Genomic DNA, 24,214 nt, shown 5'->3' on the forward strand with positions numbered 1-24,214 from the left:
CGGCCCTACCGCACCGAGCAGGAACGACGCGACGCCTACCCCGACTGGCTCCACACCTACAATCACCACCGCGGACACACCGCACTCGCAGGCAAGCCACCCGCCAGCCGCGTCCCCAACCTCACGGGTCAGAACAACTAGGGCGTGCCTAAGCGACCGGCGCCGCGATGGAGCGTGCGGCGTGGACCTCGTGGTGGACGCGGGCCAGGGCGCAGTCCGGGGTGAGCACGTCCTCGGCGGGTTCGGGTGGGGCCGTGCCCGTTCGCAGGGCCTCGGCGAGGTCGGTGAGTTCGCGGGTGATCGCGGCCACCTCGGCCCGGGACGGCACCGGGGCGCCGTGTTCGACACGGACCCGGGTCGCGGTCGTGGTGTCGACGATCCGCTCGACGGCGATCACCAGCGGCCACCACGCCTGCGCCCGGGCGCCGGTCGGCGGGGGCTCGGTGAGCGCCCGCTGGAACTCGCTGCGCACGGCGGAGAGGTCCCGGTAGAGGCGGCGCCGGTAGCGGGCGCGGGCGGCCTCGTCGCGGCCGGGGTCGGTGGTGAAGGCGAGCGAGACGTAGGAGGCGGTGTCGGCGACGGCGTCGGCCAGGCGGTCCCCGATGCGGGTGTGCCAGGACTCGGGCCACAGCAGGTAGCCGGCCAGCAGCGAGATGGCGCAGCCGATCAGGGAGTCGACCAGCCGGGGCAGCACGAGGCGGAAGCCCTGGTGGTTGAGCAGGTCGGAGAGCAGCAGGATGACCGGCGTGATGGCGGCCGTCTGGAACGCGTACCCCTTGGCGGACATCGCCGGGATCAGCGTCGCGAGCGCCGCCATCACCGGCACGTCCCACCAGCCGTGCGGCACCTCGGCCAGGACGGGTATCGCGATCAGCAGCCCGGCCGCGGTGCCGAGCGCGCGTAGCACCGCCCGGGAGAACACCGAGCCGAAGTCGGGTTTCATGACGAACGTGACGGTGAGCGCGACCCAGTAGGAGCGGGGCACCGCGATCACCGACACCAGCACCTGCGCGAGCCCGATGCACAGCGCGAGCCGCAGCCCGTACCGCCAGGACGCGCCGGACAGCAGCAGTGCCCGGGCCGCCCGCCGGGCCCGCTCGCGGAGGCCTGCGGGACGGCCGAGTCGGTCGGCGGTGGCGTACGGGTCCGGCTCGTCCTCCTGCACGACCGTGGCGGCGTGCCCGATGGCCTCGTTCAGCGCGCGTGAGGACGGCCCGGCGGGTACGGGCAGCGGGAGGGCCGGGGCCGGCCCGGTGCGGCCGGCCTCGACGGCGTCCGCGAGCCGCCGCACCGCCGCCGGGTAGGCGGCCGGCAGCGGGCCGAGGTCGCTCGGGCGCAGCTGGGCCGCCGAGGCCGCCTCGACCACCGGGATCACCGCGTTGAGCTGGGCGAGCAGCCGGACGAGGGTGCGCGAGCGGCCGTGCCGCCGGGCGCGGCGGGCGAGCAGGAGGTCGTAGGACTGGTTGAGCGACTGGGTGAGCGCCTGGCGCGTCGCGTCGTAGCCGGGGGAGCCGGTGGCCTCCAGGAGGTCGGCGACGGCCCGGTACGTTCCGGCGACGACCACGCGCTCGGGCGTGCCGCCGCGCAGCGGCCAGGCGAGCAGGGTGAGGACGAGCACCACCCCGCCACCGGTCAGGAGCAGCAGCGGCGGCAGCCACCAGGGGGACGGCAGTGGCAGGCCCGCGCCGACCACGGCGTTGAGCAGCAGGAGCAGCCCGGACACCGAAGCGACCGCGCCGATCGACGAGATCATGCCGGAGACCAGCGCGATCGGGGTGAGCGCGGCGACGGCCGTCCAGCCCTCCCGGAAGACCAGGGTGCCGAGCAGTACGCCGAGGGCGCCGAACAGCTGCGGCACGGCGATGTTGAACACCCGCATCCGGTAGGCGTCCGCGGTGTCGCCGATGACGCCGGACAGCGCGCCCAGCGACACCAGCGCGCCGTACCCGGGCCGTCCAGCGGCCGTCCCGGCGGCGAGCGGCGCGGCGAGCGCGATCGAGGCCCGGGCCGCGGCGGCCCACGGGATCGGCGCACGAACGGGCCGCAGGCCCGCGATCAGCCAGTCGGGCGGGGCGAGCCGGGCGGTTCGGGAGCGGCGTGCCATAGGAAGAACCTACGGCGAAGCGCCGGGCCGGGCCCCTGGGGCGCGGTGTTCTCCGGCAAGTGGACGCCCCCGTCGTGGACGTGCCGGGCGAGCTCGTGCACGGAGACGTGCTGACGGTCCGTCTTCTAGAGTCGGGGGGAACGACCGTTCGAAGCAGCGTCGCACCGAGAGGCATCACCGCCATGAGCGAGCAGGCACCCGAGCCGTACGAGCCCGTCGACGAGGACTGGCGGACGGCCCTCGCCGTCGTCGCGCACCCCGACGACATGGAGTACGGCGGGGCCGCCGCCGTCGCCCGCTGGACCGGGCAGGGCAAGAAGGTGGTGTACGTGATGGTCACGAGCGGCGAGGCCGGGATCGACTCGATGAGCCCCGAGGAGTGCGGGCCGCTGCGCGAGGCCGAGCAGATCGCCTCCGCGGCCGTGGTCGGCGTCGACACCGTCGAGTTCCTCGGCCACCCGGACGGCATGCTGGAGTACGGGCTGCCGCTGCGCCGCGACATCGCCCGCGCGGTGCGCCGGCACCGGCCGGACATCGTCATCACGAGCAACTTCCGGGAGACGTACGGCGGGACGATCCCCAACCAGGCGGATCACGTCGCGGTCGGCCGGGCGACCCTGGACGCCGTCCGGGACGCGGGCAACCGGTGGGTGTTCCGCGAGCTGGCGGCGGAGGGGTACGAGCCGTGGAACGGCGTCCGGCAGGTCTGGGCGGCCGCCTCGCCGGACAGCCGGCACGCGGTGGACACCACCGACACCTTCGAACGGGGCGTCGCCTCGCTGCAGGAGCACAAGGCGTACCTGGCCGGGCTGGGCGGGGCGATGGCGGACGCACGCGAGTTCCTGGAGGGCTTCGGCCGCGACGCGGGCAGCCGCCTCGGGGTGCGCCTCGCGGTGCCGTTCGAGGTGTTCCCGCTGGGTTAGCGCTCTTCCGTGCCGCCGGCGTCGGCGTCCTCGCGGCGCCGGCGCCGGTAGCGCACCACCTGGCGGACCAGCAACGCGGTCACGAGGACCCCGAGGCCGATCGCGAACCAGAGCTGGTAGCGGATCGCCGTCCGGTACACCGAACCGATGTTGGCGCCGGCGACGTACCCGAACGTCCCCCACACGCCGGTCCACAGCGCCGCGCCGACGAGGTTGAAGACGGCGAAGCGGCGCCACGGCATCTCGGTGGTGCCGGCGATGATGCCGTTGGTCTGGCGCAGCCCGTCCACGAACCGGGCCACCGCGACGACCTTCCCGCCGTGCCGGGCGAAGAAGCCGTCCGCGCGCTCCATCCGGGCGGGCGTGAGCAGTACGTACCGGCCCCAGCGGTGGACGAACGCGCGCCCGCCGGTGCTGCCGATCAGGTAGCCGAGGGAGTTGCCGAGCGAGGCCGCGGCGAAGGCGATGACCAGGACGGCGGCGAAGTCGAGGTGCCCGCTGCCGGCGTAGACGGAGGCGAGGATCAGGATGGTCTGCCCGGGCACCGGGATGCCGCAGTTGTCGAGCAGCACGAGCAGCGCCACCGCGAGGTACCCGTAGTGGTCCAGCAGTGGCGCGAGCCCGGCGAGTGCCCCGGGCAGTGGGGCAGAGGGGGTGGACACCGCTCCTCACCACCTCGCCCTGGTCGGGAGCGGGGCGGCGGGTGCGTCGGTCAGCGGACCGGCTTGGAGGGCTCGATGTTGCAGTCGGGGCCCGGGTAGATCAGCCCCGTGTGGCCGTCGTCGAAGCGGACCACGTAGGGCGGCTCGCCGTTGGTGCCGCGAACTTCGATGATCTCGCCCTTCTGGTCCGTCATGCCCACCGATCTGCTGTGGATGTGGAGCTGGTCACCTACAGCTGCGTGCATTGGTCTGCTCCTCGGAGTCGTGGCGGCCGCGAGCGCGGCCCGTCTGCCTTCCACTGTGCTGCGCGGGGAGCGGCCTCGCAACGCCTCGGGCGGTCGGGACGGGGGATCCGTGCGGGCCCGTAGAGTGCTACGCGAGCTGCTCCGCCAGGTAACTGCGCACCAACCGCTTGCATTCGGCGATCAGCGCCGGGTCGCCGTCCGGGTCGCCGCGGAAGGCGAGTTTGAGCACCGCGTCGGCGGCCTCCAGGGCCACCCGCAGGGCGAGCGTGAGGGTGGCGGGGTCGCTCGCCGCGAACAGCTCGCCGCCGAGCGCCTGGAGCCGCAGCGCGACGGCGGTGTTGTTGTCCACGCCCGCATCGAGCAGGTGGCGGTCGTCGCGGACGCCGGACGGGACGGTGGCGCCGGCGAGCCCGAAGTCGAGCTGTCCGAAGCCGGGCACGGCGCGCTTCATCGCGACGAACTCCTCCACCGCCAGGTCGGTGAACCGGGCCGCGCCGACCGGGGCGGCCTCCACCAGCCGGCCGTCCAGGCGCTGGAGGTAGCGGTCGAGGTTGCGGCTCGCGAGCGCGGCGAGCAGGTCCTCCTTGCCCGCGAAGAACTGGTACAGCGTGCCGATCGGCACCTGGGCGCGGGCGGCGACCTCCTTGGTGGTGAGCGCGGTCGCACCGACCTCGTCGAGCAGCCCGGCACAGGCGTCCAGGATGCGGCCGTACCGCTCCTGGCTGCGCTGCTGGACGGGCTTGCGCCGTCCGGGGGGCAGGTGACTCCTCGTGCTCGCGCTCATAGGGGTCACTGTGCCGCATCCGGCCTGGCAGGGGCGAATCAGCGGCGGGGCCGGCGCACGACCCGGGGGAAATGATTGACAAACTCAACCTTTCACGTCTAGCGTCGGTATTGCTTCAAGTGATGAAACATCGATGTGCGCAAGCCATCCCGAAGGACCGCGAGAACCCCATGACCGCACTGTCCGAACCGTCAGCCGCCTCCGAAGACGCCCCCGCCGTGGTCGCCCGGCTGCGGGCCGCCTTCGAAACCGGCCGCACCCGGCCGCTCGCCGGCCGCCTCGAGCGGCTCGCCGCGCTGCGCGCCCTGCTCACCGAGCAGGCCGAGGTGTTCCAGGAGGCCCTCCGCGCCGACCTCGGCAAGAGCGCCGCCGAGGCCTACCGCAGCGAGATCGGCTTCACGCTCAACGAACTCGACCACACCGCGGCGCACTTGGAGGAGTGGCTGCGCCCGCGGCCGGCCGCCGTCCCCGAGCACTTCCGGCCCGCCGAGGCCCGGGTCGTCCGCGATCCGCTCGGCGTGGTGCTGATCGTCGCGCCGTGGAACTACCCGCTCCAGCTCGCCCTCGCGCCGCTGGTCGGCGCCCTGGCGGCCGGGAACACCGCCGTCGTCAAGCCCAGCGAGCTCACCCCCGCCACCTCCGCGGCCCTCGCCGAGCTGCTGCCGCGCTACCTCGGCGAGACCGTGGCCGTCGTCGAGGGCGCCGTCCCGGAGACCACCGCCCTGCTGGAGCAGCGCTTCGACCACATCTTCTACACCGGCAACGGCACGGTCGGCCGGATCGTCATGGCCGCCGCCGCCCGGCACCTCACCCCGGTCACCCTCGAACTCGGCGGCAAGAGCCCGGTCGTGGTCGAGCCCGGCGCCGACCTCGCCGTCACCGCCCGACGGATCGCCCGCGGCAAGTTCCTCAACGCCGGCCAGACCTGCGTCGCCCCGGACTACGTGCTCGCGATCGGCGACACCGCGGCCGGGCTGGAGAAGGAACTCGCCGCCGCCGTCCACGAGTTGTACGGCGACGACCCGGCCACGGCCGAGCACTACGGACGGATCGTCAGCGACCGCCACTTCGACCGCCTCACCGCGCTGCTCGGCGACGGGCGGACCGTCACCGGCGGCACCCGCGACCGCGCGGCCCGCTACCTCGCCCCGACCGTCCTCGCCGACGTCGAGCCCACCGCCCCGGTGATGCGGGACGAGATCTTCGGCCCGATCCTGCCCGTCCTCACCGTCCCCGACCTCGACGCGGCGATCGCCTTCATCAACGAGCGCGACAAGCCGCTCGCCCTGTACGCCTTCACCGAGTCCGCGGAAACCAAGCGCCGCCTCGCCGAGGAGACGTCCTCCGGCGCGCTCACCTTCGGCCTGCCCGTCTACCACCTGGCGATGCCCGAGCTGCCGTTCGGTGGCGTCGGCGGGAGCGGCATGGGCCGCTACCACGGCGAGTACTCGATCGACACGTTCAGCCACCTCAAGGCCGTCGTCGACAAGCCCCTCGTGTGAGTCCTGCCCCCGATCCCCCCTGGAGTCCACACCGATGACCCCGCTCGACCACAGCGCCGCCGTAGCCGCCGAGACCGCCCGCTTCGTCGGCGCCGTCCGAGGCGCCGATCCGTCCGTCCCGGTGCCCACCACCCCCGGCTGGTCCCTCGCCGACCTCGTCCGCCACGCGGGCAGCGTCCAGCGCTGGTTCACCGTCCTGCTCCGCCGGCGCATCCAGGAGCCGCCCACCAGTCGCGACGTCGACCTCAGGCTCCCCGAGCAGCCCGAGGCGTACCCCGACTGGCTGGCCGACGCGGCGGCCGAGGCCGGCGAGACCTTCGCCGCGACCGACCTCGACGCCCCGATGTGGGCCTGGGGCGTCGACCAGCACGCCCGCTTCTGGGTGCGGCGGATGCTGTTCGAGACCCTCGTCCACCGCGTCGACGCCGAACTCGCACTCGGCGTCAAGGCGGACATCGCGCCGGACCTCGCCGCCGACGGCGTCGACGAGTTCCTGACCAACCTGCCCCGCGCGGTCTTCTTCGCCCCGGGGACCGCCAACCTGCGCGCCGAGAACCGCACCATCCGGTTCGCGCGCACCGACGGCGACGGCGCCTGGCTCGTCCGCCTGCGCCCCGACGGCTTCGGCCTCGACCCCGCGGACGCCGACGCCTCCGCCGACGCGACCGTCTCCGCCACCGCCGCCGACCTGCTGCTCCTCCTGTACGGCCGCATCGACCGCGCGTCGGCGGGTGTCACCGTCGACGGCGACGAGGAGTTGCTGGCGCTCTGGTTCGCCAACTCCGCGTTCTGACCGTTGCGGCGGGCGGCTTCGGCGCCGCCGGCGAGCGCGAACAGCCGCCCCGGGCCGGTAGGAGGGCCCGGGGCGGCTGTACTGCTCGCTATTGATCGGTGCATGGCAACTTTGCGCAGCTTCGAGCAGGCCGGTCCTTCCGGGCCGAGCGGCGGGTGACCCGGAAGTCCCCCAGGAATCCGTGGGTATCGGGGGTCGGGAGCTACACTCCGGTCATGCTCAAAGCTGATCGCGCCGCACGGATCCTGTCCCACATCTCGGAGGTAGGGAGCGCGGATGTGCATGCGCTCGCCGAGCTGCTCGGGGTGTCGGGGGCGACGGTGCGCCGGGACCTCCAGGAACTGCACGACCAGGGGCTGCTGCACCGCACCCGGGGTGGGGCCGTCACCGGGGCGGTCAACCTCGAACTGCCGTTGCGGCACCGCAGCGAGAAGCAGCAGGAGGAGAAGCGGCGGATAGCGCGGGCCGCGGCCGAGCTGGTGCCCGAGGGCGCCGTCGTGGGCCTGACCGGCGGCACGACGACGAGCGAGCTGGCCCGGGTGCTGGCCGAGCGCGGCGGCGTCACCGTCGTGACCAACGCCGTCAACATCGCGGCCGAGCTCATCGTCCGCCCCGAGATCCGCCTGGTGGTGATCGGCGGCATCGCCCGCTCGGCGAGCTACGAGCTGATCGGCCCGGCGGCCGAACGGATGCTCTCGAACTACCACTTCGACGTCGCGTTCGTCGGCGTCGACGGCCTCACCGCACACGAGGGCTGCACGACGCACGACGAGATGGAGGCCCAGACCGACCGCGCGTTCCTGCGCAGCAGCGCGCGGTCGGTGGTCCTGGCCGACAGTACCAAGGTCGGCCGGGTCACCTTCGCGTCGATCTGCCCGCTGGCCGAGGTGCACGACCTCGTGACGGACGCCGGGATGACGGACGCCCAGGAGAAGGCCGTCGCGGACTGCGGGGTGCACGTCCTTCGGGTGTGATGACTGCGGGTGTGCTCCAGCCGGCGTGATGTGAGCGCTACTTGACCGAGCCGGCGGTGAGGCCCGAGACGACGTGGCGCTCGATGACGGCGAAGAGGACGACGACCGGCACGATCGCCACGAGCGACGCGGCGAAGACCTGGTTCCACTGCACGCTGTAGGCGCCGATCATGTTGTTGATGCCGACGGTCAGCGGCTGCCGGTCCGGGGAGGTCGTCAGGGTGAGGCCCATGATGAACTCGTTCCAGGCCGCGATGAACGTGAAGATCACCGCCGTCACCACGCCTGGCAGCGCCAGCGGCAGCGTGACGCGCCACAGCGCGCCGAGCCGGCCGGTGCCGTCGATCCGGGCCGCCTCCTCCAGCTCCACCGGGATGGATGAGATGTAGGCGCTGAGGATCCAGATCGCGAACGCCAGGTTGAACGCGGCGTTGGCGAGGACCAGGACGAGGATCGTGTCCAGCAGGTCGAGGGTGTAGAACTCCCGGTAGAGGCCCACCTGGAGCGCGGTGGGCTGGAACATCTGCGTGACGAGGACCAGCAGCAGGAACGCCTTGCGCCCACGGAAGCGGACCCGCGCCGTGTAGTACGCGGCGGGCAGCGCGACGAGCAGCACCAGCAGGGTCGAACCGCCCGCGACCACCAGGGTGACCTGGAGGTTCTGGCCGAGCGTGGTGTCGCGCCAGACCGCGCTGAAGGACGACCAGTCGAAGTGGCCCGGCAGGTAGCCGTTGTCACGCAGCTCGCCGGCCGGGCGGCCGGCCGTGACGAGCATCTCCAGGTACGGCAGCAGGAACAGCGCGGCCAACGCCCATGCGGTGGCGGTCAGCAGGACGGTCCGGGCGCCGGAGCGCTTCACGGGTTCTCCTCCGAGTTCCAGCGGCTGACTCGGAGGAAGAGCAGCACGAGGACGATGACGGCGGCGAAGTTGACGACGGACATGGCGGCGGATTCGGCGACGTCGTAGCCGCGCAGCATGTACATGAAGACGGTGGTGGTGGCGGTGTCGGCGTTGGGTCCGCCCTGGGTCATGCCCCAGATGACGGGGAAGGAGTTGAAGACGTTGATGAGGTTGACGACGAGGGCGACGAGGAAGGCGGGCCGCAGGAGGGGGAGGGTGATTCTGCGGTAGGTCTGCCAGGGGGTGGCGCCGTCGACGCGGGCGGCTTCGTGGACGTCGGCGGGGACGGTCTGGAGGCCGGCCAGCAACGTGTACGTGGTGAAGGGGAGGGAGACGAAGACGGCGACGGTGATGAGCCAGGGTTTGGCGTGCCCCGCGTCGCCGAGCCAGGCCTGGGGGTGGTCGGTGAGGTGGAGGTCGGTCAGGAGGCGGTTGAGGACACCGGCGACCTGGTCGAGCATCCAACGGAAGCCGATGGCGGTCATGAGGACGGAGGCGGCCCAGGGGGCGATGAGGGCCCAGCGGGTGATCCGTCGGCCGGGGAAGTTCTGGTTGAAGAGCTGGGCGAGGGCGAGGGAGAGGAGCATGGTGAGGCCGACGACGGCGATGGTCCACACGGCGGTCCAGCCGAGGACTTCGGGCAGGCGGGGGTCGGCGAAGAGTTTGCGGTACTTGGCCAGGCCGGCGGGGCCGTGGTCGGTGCCGGTGGTGTCGATGCGCCGCAGCGAGGTGCGGACCATCTCGACCACGGGCCAGACGACGACGGCGAGGATCAGCAGCACGGCGGGCGCCAGCCAGAGCACCGGGCCGACGCGGCGGAGCGGGGCGCGGCGCAGGGGGGAGCGGGGGATCGGGGCGCGGGGCACGGTCGGTCTCCCGGCGGCTACTGGCCGGCCTGGAGGGCGGTCTGCTGGAGCGCGTCCAGCGCCTTCCCCGGGTCGCTGACGGCGGTGCCGATCTGCGTCTTGACCTGGGCCGAGACGCCGGGCCAGGTCGGGTCGCTGAGCGGGTAGAAGGCGGCGGTCGGCAGGATCCGGAGGAAGGGGGCGAGCGCCTGCTCGTCGGGGTCGGCCTGGAGGGCGGTGAGCGCGGACTTCGTGACCGGCAGCAGGCTGTACTCCTTGGCGAACCTCACCGCGTTGTCCTTGCCGTAGGCGAAGTCGAGGAAGGCCCTGATCTGCTCCTTGTGGCCGCCCTTCCTGAAGGCCATGACCCAGTCGGCCACGCCGAGCGTGGACGGGCTGGTGCCGTCCTTGCCGGGCATCGCGGTCCAGGTGACGTCCATGTTCCTGACGTCGTTCAGCAGGGTGGGGATGCCGTTGAGCATGCCGACCTTGCCGGAGGCGAAGTCCTTGGTGAGGTCGGTGCGGTTGACGGCGGCCGGGCTCTGCTCGGTCAGGCCCGCGTCGACCCAGGCCTTCAGCTGGGTGAACGTGGCGATGTTGGCGGGGGAGTTGATGGTGTACTTGCCGCTCGCGTCCTGGTAGCCGCCGTGGTTGCCGAGCATCCAGATGAAGGACTCGCCCTGTGCCTCCTCCTTGCCGAGCGGCACGCCCAGCGGCACCTCGACGCCCGCCTTCTTGAGGGCGGTGGCGGCGGCGGTGACGTCGCCCCAGGTCTTCGGCGGGTTGGCCGGGTCGAGGCCGGCCTTGCGGAAGAGGGTGTTGTTGATCAGGAACATCCGGGCGCTGGAGACGAACGGGACGCCGTACTGGGTGCCGTCCTGGACGCCGGCCTTCGCGAGGGCGGGGACGAAGTCGTCGGCGGTGGCGGGGGAGAGGACGTCGCCCGCCGGGTAGAGCATGCCGTTCTTCGCGTAGTCGGCGTAGCCGCCGGTCTGCAGGAGGTCGGGCTGGTCGCCGTTCTGGACCATGGTCTTGACCTGGGTGTCGAGGTCGTTCCAGTTGATGACCTGAAGGTCCACCCGGATCTTCGGATTCTGCTGCTGGAAAGCGGATATGACGTTCTGCCAGTACGCCTGGGTGGGGTTCTGGCCGTTGGAGCCGTAGTCGGCGGCGACGAACCGAATCGTGGTGACTCCGTCGGCGGAGGTGCTGCCGGAGCCGGAGCCCTTGCTGCACGCGGACAGGGCGAGCGTGCCGGCCAGGGTGGCCGCCGAGAGGGCGAGGAGGGGCCGCTTCATTCCGGGACCGCCTTAGGTGAAGGGGCCGGCTTCCGGCCGGGCCCCGTGGGGGTCGGACGTACTGCGTGAAGCTGTGTGGTTGTAGTGACTGGTGATCAGTTTCGATCAGTGATGTGCCCAGAGTGTGCACCCTCGGGGGCGGGTGCGACAGGCGCGTTATCGAAGTGTTGCCATGGAGTTGGTGGTGGTGCGCGGTGGTGCGCGGTGGTGCGGAATGGGTGGCGGGCGGTCTTCCGCGTGCGCGGATCTGCGTGTAGCCTCGCCGCCGGTTGCTCAATATTGAGCTGTTGTATGTGAACTGCAGCAAATTCGAGCAGAGGTGTTGCGGGAGTCGCCGACGGGGAGGCCCTTGTGAGTCACGTCGAGCCGAGTCACGTCGAGCATGGGATCACCGAGGTCACCATCGCCACCCTGCTCAACCGGGTGTTCACCGCCTCCGTCCAGCGTGCCCTCGCCGGCGACGTGCGGCTCGTGGACACCCGTCGCCACCTCGGCGCCGGCCGCGCCGCGCCGGCCGCCGAGGTCGCCCGTCTGCTCACCGTCCTCAGGGCGGCCCAGGCCTGACGCCCCGTCCGGATCGCCCCGGCGGGAGCCCCACCGGAGAACGGAAGGTGACACGTCCATGCGCCAACGCTTACGGCGCCCGCGCCCGCGCGGCATCCTGACCACCGTGCTCGCGCTGCTGTGCGCGCTGCTCGGTGCCGTCCCCGCGGCCCGCGCCGCGACGCCCCCGGCGGGCACGCTCTCGCTCGGCCACCGCACGGTGACCTGGCAGAGCCCGGCCTACGCCACCGGCGCGGTACCCGACCCCGCGCACTGCCCGAGCGCCGCCGCCGACCCGGACGGCAAGGTGTGCGACCGCTTCTCGCTCACCGTCGACGTCCCCGCCGGCTACTGGCAGGGCCACCCCGACGGCGGCGTGCCGGTGTCGATCAGCTGGCCCGATCCGACCATGGAGTTCGACCTCTACGTCTACGACGGCGCGGGCCGCAAGGTCGCCGAGAACCAGACGGGCGCCGTCCCCACCACCGCCGTGATCCCCGACGCCTCGGGCACCTACCAGGTCCTGGTGGTGCCCTACTCCGTCACCAACTCCGCCTACACCGCCACCGCGCTGCTCCCCGAGCCCACCACCGTCGGCGACGCGACCGGCATCGCCCGCGACGGCGACGGCTACCTGATCCGGGCCGGGACCGCCGCCGCCCGCGTCGACTTCACCACCGAGGACGCCTTCCGGCTGCAGTTCAGCCCGGACGGCACCTTCACCGCGCCGCCCGTCGGCGAGATGATCGCGACAACTCCGCCCACCCTGAAGACCGTCGAAGAACAGGACGAGGGCGACTACTACGCGATCAGCTCCGAGCACCTCACCCTCCGCGCATACAAGCAGCCGCTGCGCTTCGCGCTGTACACCGACGACGACACCAAGCGCGTCTGGGAGGAGACCCGCGGCCTCACCTGGACCCAGGACGCGATGGAGCAGACCCTCGCCCGCGGACCGCAGGAGCAGTTCTACGGCGCCGGCGAGCAGAACGGCTCGTTCTCGCACCGCGGGAAGACCGTCCACGTCGCCAACGACTACAACTGGAACGAGGGCGGCTTCAACAACTCCCAGCCCTTCTACCTCTCCTCGGCCGGCTACGGCGTCTTCCGCCACACCTACGCCCCCGGCACGTACACCTTCGGCGATCCGGTGCGGACCTCCGAGCGCGAACGGCGCTTCGACGGCTACTACTTCTACGGCCCGGACCTCAAGAAGATCATCGGCGCCTACACCGACCTCGTCGGCAAGCCCTTCATGCCGCCCGTCTACGGCCTCGAACCGGGCGACTCCGACTGCTACCTGCACAACGCCAACCGCGGCGAGCGGCACACCCTCGACGCCCTCAAGGTCGCCGACGGCTACACCGCCAACCAGCAGCCGCTCGGCTGGATGCTGGTCAACGACGGCTACGGCTGCGGCTACGAGAACCTCCAGCAGACCGGCCAGGGGCTGCGCGAGCACCACATGCAGCTCGGCCTGTGGACCTCGACCGGCCTGCCCAACCAGGGCGAGGAGGTCAAGGCGGGCGTCCGGGTGCGCAAGCTGGACGTCGCCTGGGTCGGCCCCGGGTACAAGTTCGCGCTGGACGGCTGCCTGAAGGCCAAGGACGGCATCGAGCAGAACAGCGATGCCCGCGGCTTCGTCTGGCTCCCCGTCTCCTGGGCCGGCGCACAACGCTGCGGCGTCCTGTGGAGCGGCGACCAGAAGGGTACGTACGACTACGTGCGCTGGCAGATCCCGACGTACGCGGGCGCGACCATGTCCGGCATCGCCTACGACACCGGCGACGTGGGCGGCATCTTCGGCAGCGACCCGAAGGTGGAGACCCGGGACCTGCAGTGGAAGACCTTCGTCCCGGCCATCATGACGATGGACGGCTGGGCGGCCGCCGACAAGCAGCCGTGGCGGGCCGGCGAGCCGTACACCTCGATCAACCGGCGCTACCTGCAGCTCAAGGAGCGCCTGCTGCCGTACTTCTACACGCTCGCCGAGCAGGCCCACCGCACCGGCGTGGGCGCGGTGCGGCCGCTCGTGCTGGAGTACCCGGACGACCCGAACGCCTGGGGCGACGCGGCGACGTACGAGTTCATGAGCGGCAGCGACTTCCTGGTCGCCCCGGTCTACGACGACTCGGCCGTCCGCAACGGCATCTACCTGCCGAAGGGCACGTGGGTCGACTACTGGACGGGCAAGACGTACCAGGGGCCGACGACGATCAACGGGTACCGGGCGCCGCTGGACACGCTGCCGCTGTTCGTCCGGGCCGGCGCCGTCGTGCCGATGTGGCCGCAGGGCACGCTCTCGTGGGAGACCCGCGACACCGGCCGGCTGTCCTACGACGTGTACGCCAAGGGCCCGTCCTCGTTCACGCTCTACGAGGACGACGGCACGACGCGCGCGCACGAGCAGGGCGCCGGTGCCACCCAGGAGGTCACGGTCCGTTCGGTCGGGAGCGGCCACGGCGTGACCACCGTCGAGGTCGGCCCGAGCGTGGGCGACTACACCGGCAAACCGGCCGCCCGCGCCTACGAGTTCACCGTCCACGCGGGCGCCGGGCCGGGCGCGGTGCTCCTGGACCACTCGACGCTGGACGGATACTCCTCACAGGCCGGGCTGGACGCTGCGGACGCCGGGTGGTTCTACGACGCGGCGGCGGGCGTGGTGCACGTGAAGACGCCGAAGCAGCCGACGGACTGCGGCTTCTCGCTGCTGCTGGCGGGGGCCGGTCCGCTGGCGGGCTGAGCGGGATCGTACCGGGCGCAGGGGCGAGGGCTTCCGGGTCCTCGCCCCTTTCCGAACACCCCCGGATCCCGCCCCCGCCACCGAGCTGCTCGCCGGCTCCCCCGAGGACCGGCTCGCCCGGACCTTCCGCATGGTGATCGGCGGAACGCCGGGCAGCCCGCGCCGGCCGCCCACCCCGTCCGGTCAGTCGTGAAGGTCCCCGAGCCAGCGCAGGGCGCTCAGGCTCGGCAGGAAGCAGTACTCGCCTCCTCGGGTGACGACGAACCGGGGCAGCGGGGAGAGGCGGCGCCTCAACGGCCGCCGGGGAATGGTGTAGCAGGTCTCCCCGTCCGCGGATCCGACGACGGGGTCCCTCGTGTTGCCCGCCCCGAAGAAGACGCCGTCGTTCATCCACTCCGACTGGACGAACTCGAACTGCCGCCCCAGATGGGCGCCGATGAACGCGAACATCAGACCGCGGTCCACTCCGTCGTCCTCCAACGCCTCCTCGGGCAGCGCGGGACCGTAGACGGCGCCGCGCCGGATCATCCGGTGCAGCCGCACCTGCCCGGCCACCGAGGCATCGCGCGGGTTGGCCCGGCGGATGTGGCAGCCGCCGGGGGTGATGAATCCCGTCGGATCGTCCTGCGCGTACAGGAAGGTGTTACGGCGGTGCGGGTCGGCGCCGAGTGCCGGGTCGTCGTGGTGCGGGGCGAGGGCCAGCGGGGCCCCGCTGCGCCAGCGACCCATGATCTTGGCCGCGATCAGTTCCTCGTCCTGGGCGCCGGTGGAGTTGTCCTTCAGGTAGCGCCTGAACTCGGCGACGTTCTGGTGGAGTTTGCGGAAGACCGCGTAGCTGCCGTTGCGGCCCAGCGCGGTCGGCTGCGGTGTCTCCACACCCCCGATCTCATCCGGGTATCCGAGGACGAACTCTCCGCTCTTCAACGGCACCTCCAGCTCGTTCGACCCCGGGATGCCGCTGCCTTCGACGGCCGGATGGCTGACGCCGTCGAGATAGCCGAAGTGCTCCTTCCCGGAGGGCAGCGCGTAGCAGTCCTGCCGCCAGATCGCCGTCACGCCGGGGAGGCGGTCGTGGGCGGGTCGGACGCGGCCCATGGCCGCCTCCAGGCGCGGGGAGTCGGGTGCGACCGCCGTGATCACCACATGGACGTCGCGCGTGCCGAGCGGTGCTTCCCACTCCTGCGGGCTGCTCGCGCCCACGTCGCCCAGCGCTCTGGCGCGGGCGGCCATTCCCTGCCGGAACTCCCACGCGAACGTCTCCACCGAGGCGCGCGGCACCCCCAGTGCCTCCAGGCCCCAGTACGTGACGGCGACACTGACCCAGGCGTCCCCGAGGGGGCTGGACGAGTCGGCCGCGGAGGTCACTGCCAGGCTCGCCCGCCTCATCAACTCCCGGCCCTGGGCCCGGTCGTCGATGCGGAAGAGCAGGTACGTCGCCGCGTACGGGGTCGGCCGCGGGCTGAGGATCCCGCGCTGAATGTCGTCGAGTTCCAGTCCGGTGTCCGTGGGCGCGCTCACGTCGGGCTCCTGACGGCATGGCTACGAGACGAGGTTGCGCCAGAAGTTGCGCAGACTGTCGTCGGCGCCGAACAGCGTGCTGAAGATCGTCGAATCGGCGAGCAGCACGTCTGCCGCGCGGTCACCGCACGGGGGCATCCACAGGAACATGTTGAACTCGGTGTTCCCGGCATCGGTGAACGGATGGGGCCGGGACGTGTCGATCGGCTGTCGGGCCAGCACATGGATGTCCTTCGGTTCCTCGGTCGTCACCGCGTAGTGCGGAAGGTGCATGTGGAAGTTGAAGTTCGTGACCCCTCGCAGCCACCCCCTCTCGTCCATGTCCCCGAATGTGGACAGTGGCGCGATCCGGCCGTCCGCATCCGTCGCCGGGCGCAGTCCGTAGCGATTGATGACCGGCACGCCCAGGCCCTTCATCACGTCCCTGACGTAGGTGGCGAACCGCTGCTGGCGCGGCACCAGGGGATCGCCGTGGTGGAGGTACTCCGTCTCCCGCTCGGACAGGTCGTCCGACGCACCGACGTCGTGGTGGGGCCCCAGGACGAGGCGGGCGTCCTCCCGGGCGAGGAAGGCCCGCAGGGCCTCGATCTCCCCGGGCTGCGCCTCCTGCCCGGTGATCATGTGGTCCAGTCCGAAGACGAACAGGACGTCCGTGTCGTCGAGCACCCGTTCATCGAGAGGGGTGTGGAAACCGGCCTGGTCGATGCGCTGGTAGACCGGCACGGGATGCCCGGTCACCTCCTCGACGAAGTCCTGGAACGGCACCCAGGCCCAGAAGAACAACTCCAGTGAGCCCGCAATGGTCTGCTGGAACCGATAGGGGTCGGACCACTTCGGGTCCTCGTACGCCGGCCACGCCACCCGCCTGACTTCGGTCATCGTGGAGAACCGGTTGTCCAGCTCGGCCGCGTTCCGGCCGGCCTCGGCGGGATAGCTCCACGAGACGTAGATGCTCGCACGCCGCCTGGCAGGGGTGTGTTTCCGGGGGATGTGCCGCTGGTTGTAGGTCCGCGCGGTTTCGGCCTCGCTCATCGCCCAGCCCTCACTGCATCTGGTCGAGCATCTCCGACAGAGCGCCCTTGATCCGCAAAGCCTTCTTGATCTCGTCAGCCGTCACGTACGGATACTCTCCGTACTCGATGAAGCTCGGGCAGTGGTGTTCACGGACGAACCTGACGAACGCCTCCGGGTTGGTCCGCCAGTCCTCCGGGAATCCCTCCAGATGCTCGAACGCCGTGCTCACACCTGCTTTCGAGAAGAGCGCGACGGCGTCCTCGGTGTACTTGTCGAAGTCGGTGTCGAAGGTCCCCTGGTACATGAAGCGCGTGTCGTCGTCGAAGAGGACCCAGCGCAGGTAGTGCAGCTTCAACGGTGCGAGGAGGTACGGATCCTGTTCGAGCGCCTCGGCCAGTCGGTGGCCGTACTGGCGCATCGCATCGGAGTGGCCGGGCTTGACCCGCGCGATGATGGTGAACCCGTAGCACGCCGGGGTCCTGGGGAACACGGGACCGTACTTCCCCTGTTCGAGATGATCCGTCTCCTTGGGGAGGACGACCGCCTGCGGCTTGATTTCCATGCCCACTCCTCCCGCCGTTCAGCGGCCGGGACGGATCCATTTTCCCGCCCGATCACTGAGCCCGCCTGCCGAGCAGGGAGAAGAGGGGCGTCTCCTCGCAGGGCGCTCGATTCCCGTATCGACTTCACGGCCGACCACCTCGGTGCCCTCGGCGCCACCGCCATCGCCGAGGGCGCCGATGTCGGCGGCTACTGCACCTGATCCCTCCTCGACAACTTCGCATGGGCCGAAGCCCGGCGAACGAACTGTCATTCGACGGCCGCGCCCAATCGCGGTCCTCCGAGAGGCCGGCCCATGCCCGCGTACCACCGCGAACTGCCGATCAAGAGCCCTTCGCCGGACCTGGCCGACTGGCCCGGGGCTGGAGTGCGCCTCCGCGGGTCATGGCGATGCCCCCGTCGGCCGGGGTTCAGGAGCTGTGGCCCGTGCTGACGCAGCGCTCGGGCTCGGCGACCTTCAGGTACTCGTGCTTGAGGAGGTTGGCGACGTTGTAGCGCTCGGCGTCCGTGAAGTCGGACGGCTTGAACTGGGGGTCGAGCCACTGCTGGTGGCCGAACCCCGGCTGGTTGAAGCCGGCCGCGATCCGGCCCGCCTGCACGTTGAAGGGGCGGTTCACCTCGTAGCAGTGGTAGCCGTTCCCGGGGCCGTTGAGCGAGTCCGGCGGCAGGGCGCGCTTGGCGTAGGGAGTCCCGCCGGTCGCCAGGAAACCGCCGGTCTCGGCCCCGAAGCGGTCCAGGGCCTGACCCACGTCCATCGTCTGCTCGTGCATGTCGAGGATGCCGTTGCTTTCCGCGAAGCCCCGGTTGCCGGGGTACTTCCACTGGGTGCCGTCGCGGTACCAGCTGAGGAACTGGGTCGGCTGCAGGCCCCCGAAGCGGTGGTAGTGGTTCAGCAGTGTCGCCACCGGTCCGGTCGTCGGTAGTTCGGCCGGGCCCAGCTCGGACCGGCCGCAGTAGTAGACGGTCGGGTCTTCCGGCGGGAGGAGGTCCGGACAGTCGGACGGCGGAGGCGTGCGGTGCGACACCGACCGGTCCGGCGCGGCGGCGGCGGCGCCGGCCGAGGCCATCACGGTGAGCGGAAGGGCGGCGGCCAGCGGCAGGGCGATGAGCCTGAGCGAACGCATGGATGGGCTCCAGGGGGGCAGACGGAGGGATGCGAGAGGTGCGACGCAGCGACAGCGGACGTGCGTGGCACGGTCATTGCATACTCGTACCGCTCGGTACGCGGGCAACCCGGGGAGTGGCTGCGCGCACGGCATTCGGACGGAGCAGTCGACGGGTCCGTGTGTCCCGCTCCCACGCAGCGGTGGTAGCAGGACCTCCCGCGGCCTCCGTTGCCGGATGCAGTTCCTGAGGCACGGAACAACACCGTTGCGATGACGGCTGGTTGCCTCTGGAGTTCCGGGGCACGGGGCTGACATGAGCTTCCCTCACGTCTTCAAAGGGGAGCAATGTTGAACCGTCTCGACCGGTCGGCGGGGTTCCGACGGGGTGCCGCCACCGCCGCCTATCGGATCGGGGGGCGGTGGACGAGGGCGGGCACAGGCCCGCCGTGTGGGACGTACTACTGCCTGGCTCCGTACCGCGGCAGGGCCGACCGCGGGATTCGGCCCCCTTGGCTGCTGGGGCATCCGGTCAAGCCGTTGATGCCGGACGGGATCAGCGGCTGGTGATCATTGCGGTGCCGGACGTCAGTGGCTGTGGAAGGTCCGGAGCCCTGACCTCGGCCGGAGGGCTCCTAGCCGCGCCAGGGCGTGGCCCGGATCTCGAAGCCCGTCAGGCCCTCGGGCTGTTCCTCCCAGACGAGGACCCGGTCCACGATGGCCAGTGGCGGCCCCTGCCTGGTCCACTCGACCAGCCGCTGGACGGCGGCCGAGCTCCCCTCGAACACGGCCTCGACGGTGCCGTCCGGCAGGTTCCGCACCCAGCCCCGCACGCCCTGCGCGGTTGCTTCGTGACGGCACGTGTCGCGGTAGAAGACCCCCTGCACCTCGCCGGAGACGATCACTCGGCTGCGGATCATCGCCCACTCCCTACGGTGTCCGGGTCACGGTACGGCCTGCCCGCGCGGCGGCGGCCGCGAACGCGCTGGCGTCGAGCACGGCCGCACCGCCCAGGTCGTTGTTGAAGTACACGTAAACCTCGGCCGAGTCCGCCCAGCTGTCGGCGATTCGGCCCACCCAGCCGGCCAGCGCCTGCCGTCCGTACCGGGGCCAGGGCCGGGCCCGCCCGGCGTGGCAGCGGAGATAGCCCCATTCGCAGGTCCGCCACAGCGGGGTGACCGGGCGTGACTCCCGGTCCGCCCAGCACAGTGCGGCGGCCCGGCCCGTCAGCACCGCACGGATCTCCGGCGTCCACCAGGACGGGTGCCGCGGCTCGACGGCGACCCGCACGCCCGCGGGGAAGGCGGCCAGGCAGCCGTCCAACAGCTCGGCATCCGCGTGCAGCGTGGGCGGCAGCTGGAGCAGCACCGGGCCGAGCCGCTCCCCGAGCCCCTGTGCCGCCGTGAGCAGCCGCTGGACCGGCTCGGCCGGCTCGCGCAGGCGCTTGATGTGGGTGAGGTAGCGGCTGGCCTTCACCGCGAACACGAAGCCCTCTGGGGTACGGGCGCGCCAGTCGGCGAAGGTGTCCGGCGAGGGCAAACGGTAGAAGGCGGCATTGCTCTCCACCGTGGCGAACCGCTCGGCGTACTCCTCCAGCCAGCGTCGCTTGGGTGTCCCTTCCGGATAGAGCACCCCGCGCCAGTCGTCGTACTGCCAACCCGAGGTACCGACGATCACCGACATATCTCCAGCAAACACCCATCTGCCGGACCGGGCGCTCGATGAAGATCACTACTCACCAATGATGGTGCAGGGCGCCGACAGGCACCACCACCTCGCTGACACGAAAGGCAGAGAATGAGCACGTTCTCCGCGACGCCTCCCGGCGGCACCTGGAACCTGGGCGACCTGACCGTCACCCGGTTCGGCTATGGCGCTATGCAGCTCACCGGCCCCGGGGCATGGGCCCGCCCGCCGACCGCGACGGCGCGCGCTGTTCTGCGCGAGGCCGAGATCGCCGCGGCCTGAACGACCCGGCGAACCTCGGCGGTCAGCGCACCTAGAGTTGCGAACCCCCTCCGTCGACAGGGAACTCCGCTCCCGTCGTGAAGGTCGCACCGAACGCCAAGTACGCCACCGCGGCGGCCACTTCCTCGGACGCCCCCAGGCGCTGCATCGGGTTCGTGCTCCGGTAGGTGTCCTTCATCATCTCGACGACGTCGGCAGGCACGGAGCGGTCCAGGATGCCCGTGTCGATCGGCCCGGGGCTCACGGCATTGACGCGCACCTTGCGCGGCAGCAGCTCGCGGGCCAGGGTGCGCGTCATCGACCGCAGGGCTGCCTTGCTCGCCGAGTAGACACTGAGCGCGTCGAGGCCCAGGACGTTCACCACCGACGTGGTGAGGACCACGCCGCCTCCCTCGCGCAACAGCGGCGCCAACGCCTGCACCGTGAAGTACGGGCCCTTGGCGTTGACGCCGAACAGCGTGTCGTACATCTCCTCCGTCGTCGAGTCCAACGGCGCGGACGCAGTGACGCCGGCGTTGACGAACAGCGCGTCCACCACGCCGAACCGCTCCTCGACCGTGCCGGCCAGCGCCTTGATGTCCTTCAGGGACGCGGCATCGCTGCAGACGGCGATCGCCTTGTCCCCCAACTGCTCCAGCGCGGCGTCCAGGGTGGATCGGGTACGGCCGGTGATCAGTACGTGCGCCCCACCGTCCGCGAACAACCGGGCCGCAGCCAGGCCAATACCGCTGCTCCCGCCCGTGATCACGATCTTCTTGCCGTCATAAGTGGTCATGCCCTCAAGTCAAATATCCACCCGCACACCCTGTCCAAGACCTGTTCCGCACGCCGTCATGTCCCAGGCGCATGACGGCGCGCGACGTACCCTGGGCGAATGGATCTCGACGCAGCCGGACGGAACCGCCATCGGCGTCGGGCTCGGTCGGTGCCGAGAACGTGCAGGTGAACGCGTATTCGTCGGTGCCGATGCCGAAGAGCGAGTCGGAGTGTTCCGAGGGGATCCTCGCGGGACGTACGCGGAAGCGATAGTCGGCGGCGTCGGAGAACAGGGCCCCAGGCCGGGCGTTGGGGAAGGTCTCTTCGCGTTCGGCCGGCTAGTGCGCCCGGATCGCCCGGAGCATGTTCAGCCGTGCGGCTCTGCGGGCCGGCCAGATGGCCGCGAGCACTCCGATCAGCAGGGCCAGCGCGAGGAAGAGCCCGAGCTGGGCCCAGGGCAGGACCGTCTCGTACAGCGGCATCGACGCCGTTGTCAGGCTGCCCGCGGCCCAGGCCAGGAAGGTGCCCGTGCCGATCCCGAGCAGGGCGCCGAAGAGGGAGATGACCACCGATTCGAGCCGGACCATCTGCCTGATCCCGGAGCGGTCGAAGCCGATGGCCCGCAGCGTCCCGATCTCGCGAGTGCGCTCGGAGACCGACATGGCGAGGGTGTTGACGACGCCGAGCACCGCGATGACGACGGCCATCGCGAGCAGCCCGTACAGCATGTTGAGGACGGTCGTCATGGATCCGCTGCCGGCCTTGATGAGCTGTTCCTGGGTCTGGACCTCCAGCAGCGGGCTGTTGCCGAGCGCCTGGCGGATCCTGGGCTCCAGTCCTGCGGCCTTGCCGGGCTCGGCCTTGACCAGGACGTGGTCGAGCTTGTGGGTGTCGGTGGAGGGGAGGACGTCGGCCACGGTGCCCAGCGCGTCGTACGCGGCACGGGTCTTGGCGTAGACGGCGACGACTGTCAGCTTCTTCTTGTTCGGCGTGCCCCCTCTGGTGTTCATGTCGGCGTCGATCGTGTCGCCGACATGCAGTCCGGCCTGCCGTGCGAACTCGTCGGAGACCGCGATCCTCCCGGGGCCGACGTCACGCAGCGAGCCGGTCTGGAATTTGAGGTCCGCTGCCTTCCCGAATGTCTTCGGGTCCGTGCCCGTGATCGTGGCGAAAGCGCCCTGGGTGTCGAAGTTCGCGGAGGTGACGGGGGCGGCCGCCGCGACTCCCGGCAGTTCGGCGATGTCGTCGGCCGCGGCGGTGTCGAGGCCGCGGTAGGTGCTGTTGGAAACCTTGAAGTCGGCGGCCAGGCCCTGGGTTGCTTCCTCGTCGAGGGCTCGCTGGGTGGAGTACCCGCCGACGGCGAGGCCGGTGATCAGGGTGAGGCCGATCATCAGGGCCGAGGCGGTGGCGGCGGTGCGCCGCGGATTGCGCAGGGCGTTCTCCTTGGCCAGCTTGCCGCTGACGCCGAAGAAGCGCGCGGTGACCTTGCCGGCGAGGGTGATCAGCGGCCGGGAGAGCAGCGGGGCCAGGACGATCATGCCGCACAGGGTCAGGGCGGAGCCGAGCATCGCGGCCATCAGGTTCGACTCCTTGCTCCCCTTGAGCGTGGAGACGTACAGCATGACCGCGATACCGAGTCCGGTCAGGAGTGTGCCGAGGACGTTGCGGACCTTCAGCGTGTGGGCGGGCGGGGCCAGGCCGGCGCTGCTGAGCACCGCGACCGGCGCGATCTTCGCGGCCCTGCGGGACGGCAGCCAGGCGGCCAGGACGGTCACGGCGACGCCGACCGCCAGCGATGCCAGCGGGGCGGTGGGCGAGATGACCAGGGGGCCGTCGGGCAACTCGGCGCCACTTGTGGTGAGCAACGGGTGCAGGGCGGTGGCGATGCCGAGGCCGAGCGCGAATCCGGCGGCGGAGGCTCCGAGTCCGACGAGCGCGGCCTCGATGAGGACGGAGCGTACGACCTGGCGGCGTGAGGCGCCCACGGCCCGCAGCAGGGCGATCTCACGGCTGCGCTGGGCGATCAGCATGGTGAAGGTGTTGACGATGATGAACACTGCGACGAACAGCGCGATGCCCGCGAAGCCCAGCAGCGTCTTGGTCAGCCGCGTGGTGTTCTCGGCGATCTGCCTGGACTGTTCGGCGGCCAGGTCGGCGCCGCTGATGGCCCGGGCGCCCTTGGCGGGAAGCAGGGACTGCACCCGGGCGGTCAGCGCGCGCTCGTCGGTGCCGGGCTTGGCCGCCACCGCTATCGCGTCGAACCGGCCGGGGGCGAGGAACAGCTTCTGCGTGGTCGTGGTGTCGAACAGCGTCAGCGTGCCGCCCGCAGTGACGCGCGGGTCGTCGGTGGTGACGATGCCGACCAGCTTCTTGGTCAGCGCGGGCCCGTCGGTGGCGAAGCGGACGGTGTCACCGACGCGGTAGCCGGCCTTCTCGGCGGTCGTGGCGTCCAGAGCCAGCTCGTCCTCGGCGGCGGGGGCGCGGCCATCCTTCAGCGGGAAGTGGTCGTCCTTGCCGTCCTTGCCGGGCAGGTAGTTGGTGGCCAGGTTCTGCCAGCTGCTGTCGGCGTTGACCGGGCGGCCGTCCTTGCCGGCCAGTGTGGCCTGGCCGTTGACGGTGGGACGCACCGAGTCGACGCCCGGCAGTGCGCGGATCTCCTGTGCCAGCGCGGCGTCGAGGACAGAGGTGCGCCCGCCGTCCTTGCCGCCGGCGGTGTCGGCGCCGGGGGACGGCTGAGCCTCGTCGCCGGGAGACTCCCCCGCCTGGACGGCGACGGCGACGCCCTTGAGGCTCTGGGCGGAGGCGTTGCGGAAGGCGTTCGCGGTGGTGTCGCCGAAGACGAGGGTGCCGGAGACGAACGCGACGCCGAGCAGGACCGCGAGCACGGTCATCATCAATCGGGCTTTGTGCGCAAGGACGTTGCGCAGGGCGGTACGCAGCATGGTGGTGTCAGTCCTGGAGGTACGCGGCGGGTGAG

21 protein-coding genes and 2 pseudogenes are annotated in these 24,214 nt (G+C 71.3%); 8 read left to right on the top strand and 15 right to left on the bottom strand.

What is annotated here, in order from left to right; translation table 11 throughout:
• A pseudogene (locus ACWCXH_RS30665) lies at positions 1-141 on the top strand (IS481 family transposase); the annotation flags it as partial.
• Between the two features lie 7 nt (positions 142-148).
• Here ACWCXH_RS30665 and ACWCXH_RS30670 read toward each other — a convergent pair.
• The gene (locus ACWCXH_RS30670; RefSeq protein WP_449804743.1) at positions 149-2,104 is read right to left on the bottom strand and encodes an FUSC family protein; all 1,956 of its coding nucleotides are present in this window, start codon (positions 2,102-2,104) and stop codon (positions 149-151) included.
• A 182-nt stretch (positions 2,105-2,286) separates the two neighbouring features.
• Between ACWCXH_RS30670 and ACWCXH_RS30675 the strand changes: the two genes are divergently transcribed.
• Positions 2,287-3,027, top strand: a complete 741-nt coding sequence (locus tag ACWCXH_RS30675) for a PIG-L deacetylase family protein (RefSeq protein WP_449804744.1) — start codon at positions 2,287-2,289, stop codon at positions 3,025-3,027.
• Here the strand turns inward: ACWCXH_RS30675 and ACWCXH_RS30680 are convergent.
• The 3 genes from ACWCXH_RS30680 to ACWCXH_RS30690 form a co-directional block, all read right to left on the bottom strand.
• A complete protein-coding gene (locus ACWCXH_RS30680) occupies positions 3,024-3,689 on the bottom strand; it encodes a DedA family protein (RefSeq protein WP_449804745.1) in 666 nt (221 codons plus the stop codon). The two genes, ACWCXH_RS30675 and ACWCXH_RS30680, sit on opposite strands and share 4 nt — an antisense overlap.
• A 50-nt stretch (positions 3,690-3,739) precedes the next feature.
• On the bottom strand, positions 3,740-3,934 hold the full coding sequence (locus ACWCXH_RS30685) for a DUF1918 domain-containing protein (RefSeq protein ID WP_449804746.1): 195 nt from the start codon (positions 3,932-3,934) through the stop codon (positions 3,740-3,742).
• A 127-nt stretch (positions 3,935-4,061) separates the two neighbouring features.
• Entirely contained in the window at positions 4,062-4,718 is a 657-nt protein-coding gene (locus ACWCXH_RS30690; RefSeq protein WP_449804747.1) for a TetR/AcrR family transcriptional regulator, read from the bottom strand.
• A gap of 170 nt (positions 4,719-4,888) precedes the next feature.
• On the opposite strand from ACWCXH_RS30690, the gene ACWCXH_RS30695 reads away from it, so the two are divergent.
• The 3 genes from ACWCXH_RS30695 to ACWCXH_RS30705 all read left to right on the top strand — a co-directional run bounded on the left by ACWCXH_RS30695 (position 4,889) and on the right by ACWCXH_RS30705 (position 7,987).
• A complete protein-coding gene (locus ACWCXH_RS30695) occupies positions 4,889-6,220 on the top strand; it encodes an aldehyde dehydrogenase family protein (RefSeq protein WP_449804748.1) in 1,332 nt (443 codons plus the stop codon).
• Between the two features lie 34 nt (positions 6,221-6,254).
• Positions 6,255-7,013, top strand: a complete 759-nt coding sequence (locus ACWCXH_RS30700; protein WP_449804749.1) for a maleylpyruvate isomerase family mycothiol-dependent enzyme — start codon at positions 6,255-6,257, stop codon at positions 7,011-7,013.
• 215 nt (positions 7,014-7,228) lie between these two features.
• Complete coding sequence (locus ACWCXH_RS30705) at positions 7,229-7,987, top strand: DeoR/GlpR family DNA-binding transcription regulator (protein WP_449804750.1); 759 nt, start codon at positions 7,229-7,231, stop codon at positions 7,985-7,987.
• A gap of 37 nt (positions 7,988-8,024) precedes the next feature.
• Here ACWCXH_RS30705 and ACWCXH_RS30710 read toward each other — a convergent pair whose 3' ends face one another.
• Genes ACWCXH_RS30710 through ACWCXH_RS30720 form a run of 3 tightly spaced genes read right to left on the bottom strand, consistent with a single transcriptional unit; the run spans position 8,025 to position 11,031 of the window.
• Positions 8,025-8,846, bottom strand: coding sequence for a carbohydrate ABC transporter permease (locus tag ACWCXH_RS30710; RefSeq protein ID WP_449804751.1), 822 nt, complete (start codon positions 8,844-8,846; stop codon positions 8,025-8,027).
• The gene (locus tag ACWCXH_RS30715) at positions 8,843-9,754 is read right to left on the bottom strand and encodes a carbohydrate ABC transporter permease (RefSeq protein ID WP_449804752.1); all 912 of its coding nucleotides are present in this window, start codon (positions 9,752-9,754) and stop codon (positions 8,843-8,845) included. Before ACWCXH_RS30715 ends, ACWCXH_RS30710 begins: the two co-directional genes overlap by 4 nt.
• Positions 9,755-9,771: 17 nt before the next feature.
• Positions 9,772-11,031 carry an extracellular solute-binding protein gene (locus ACWCXH_RS30720; protein WP_449804753.1) on the bottom strand — a complete coding sequence of 420 codons (1,260 nt, stop codon included), beginning with the start codon at positions 11,029-11,031 and terminating at the stop codon, positions 9,772-9,774.
• Between the two features lie 351 nt (positions 11,032-11,382).
• Between ACWCXH_RS30720 and ACWCXH_RS30725 the strand changes: the two genes are divergently transcribed.
• Complete coding sequence (locus ACWCXH_RS30725; RefSeq protein WP_449804754.1) at positions 11,383-11,595, top strand: hypothetical protein; 213 nt, start codon at positions 11,383-11,385, stop codon at positions 11,593-11,595.
• A 388-nt stretch (positions 11,596-11,983) separates the two neighbouring features.
• Positions 11,984-14,314, top strand: a pseudogene (locus tag ACWCXH_RS30730) (glycoside hydrolase family 31 protein); the annotation flags it as partial.
• Between the two features lie 186 nt (positions 14,315-14,500).
• On the opposite strand, the gene ACWCXH_RS30735 reads toward ACWCXH_RS30730, so the two are convergent.
• The 6 genes from ACWCXH_RS30735 to ACWCXH_RS30760 form a co-directional block, all read right to left on the bottom strand.
• On the bottom strand, positions 14,501-15,835 hold the full coding sequence (locus tag ACWCXH_RS30735) for a Dyp-type peroxidase (protein WP_449804755.1): 1,335 nt from the start codon (positions 15,833-15,835) through the stop codon (positions 14,501-14,503).
• Between the two features lie 21 nt (positions 15,836-15,856).
• The gene (locus ACWCXH_RS30740; RefSeq protein WP_449804756.1) at positions 15,857-16,867 is read right to left on the bottom strand and encodes a hypothetical protein; all 1,011 of its coding nucleotides are present in this window, start codon (positions 16,865-16,867) and stop codon (positions 15,857-15,859) included.
• Between the two features lie 10 nt (positions 16,868-16,877).
• Positions 16,878-17,411, bottom strand: a complete 534-nt coding sequence (locus ACWCXH_RS30745) for a hypothetical protein (protein WP_449804757.1) — start codon at positions 17,409-17,411, stop codon at positions 16,878-16,880.
• A 409-nt stretch (positions 17,412-17,820) separates the two neighbouring features.
• Positions 17,821-18,534 (bottom strand): TNT domain-containing protein, encoded by a 714-nt coding sequence (locus ACWCXH_RS30750; protein WP_449804758.1) that lies wholly within the window; start codon positions 18,532-18,534, stop codon positions 17,821-17,823.
• A gap of 614 nt (positions 18,535-19,148) precedes the next feature.
• Positions 19,149-19,433, bottom strand: a complete 285-nt coding sequence (locus ACWCXH_RS30755) for an acylphosphatase (RefSeq protein ID WP_153465354.1) — start codon at positions 19,431-19,433, stop codon at positions 19,149-19,151.
• Between the two features lie 10 nt (positions 19,434-19,443).
• Complete coding sequence (locus tag ACWCXH_RS30760; RefSeq protein ID WP_449804759.1) at positions 19,444-20,196, bottom strand: DUF72 domain-containing protein; 753 nt, start codon at positions 20,194-20,196, stop codon at positions 19,444-19,446.
• 114 nt (positions 20,197-20,310) lie between these two features.
• On the opposite strand from ACWCXH_RS30760, the gene ACWCXH_RS30765 reads away from it, so the two are divergent.
• Positions 20,311-20,481, top strand: a complete 171-nt coding sequence (locus tag ACWCXH_RS30765; RefSeq protein ID WP_449804760.1) for a hypothetical protein — start codon at positions 20,311-20,313, stop codon at positions 20,479-20,481.
• 31 nt (positions 20,482-20,512) lie between these two features.
• Here the strand turns inward: ACWCXH_RS30765 and ACWCXH_RS30770 are convergent, their stop codons facing one another.
• Both ACWCXH_RS30770 and ACWCXH_RS30775 read right to left on the bottom strand, forming a co-directional pair.
• Positions 20,513-21,256 carry an SDR family oxidoreductase gene (locus ACWCXH_RS30770; RefSeq protein WP_449804761.1) on the bottom strand — a complete coding sequence of 248 codons (744 nt, stop codon included), beginning with the start codon at positions 21,254-21,256 and terminating at the stop codon, positions 20,513-20,515.
• A 319-nt stretch (positions 21,257-21,575) separates the two neighbouring features.
• Positions 21,576-24,179, bottom strand: a complete 2,604-nt coding sequence (locus ACWCXH_RS30775; protein ID WP_449804762.1) for an ABC transporter permease — start codon at positions 24,177-24,179, stop codon at positions 21,576-21,578.
• Positions 24,180-24,214 lie beyond the last annotated feature (35 nt).

Source organism: Kitasatospora sp. NPDC001660 (assembly GCF_053596725.1).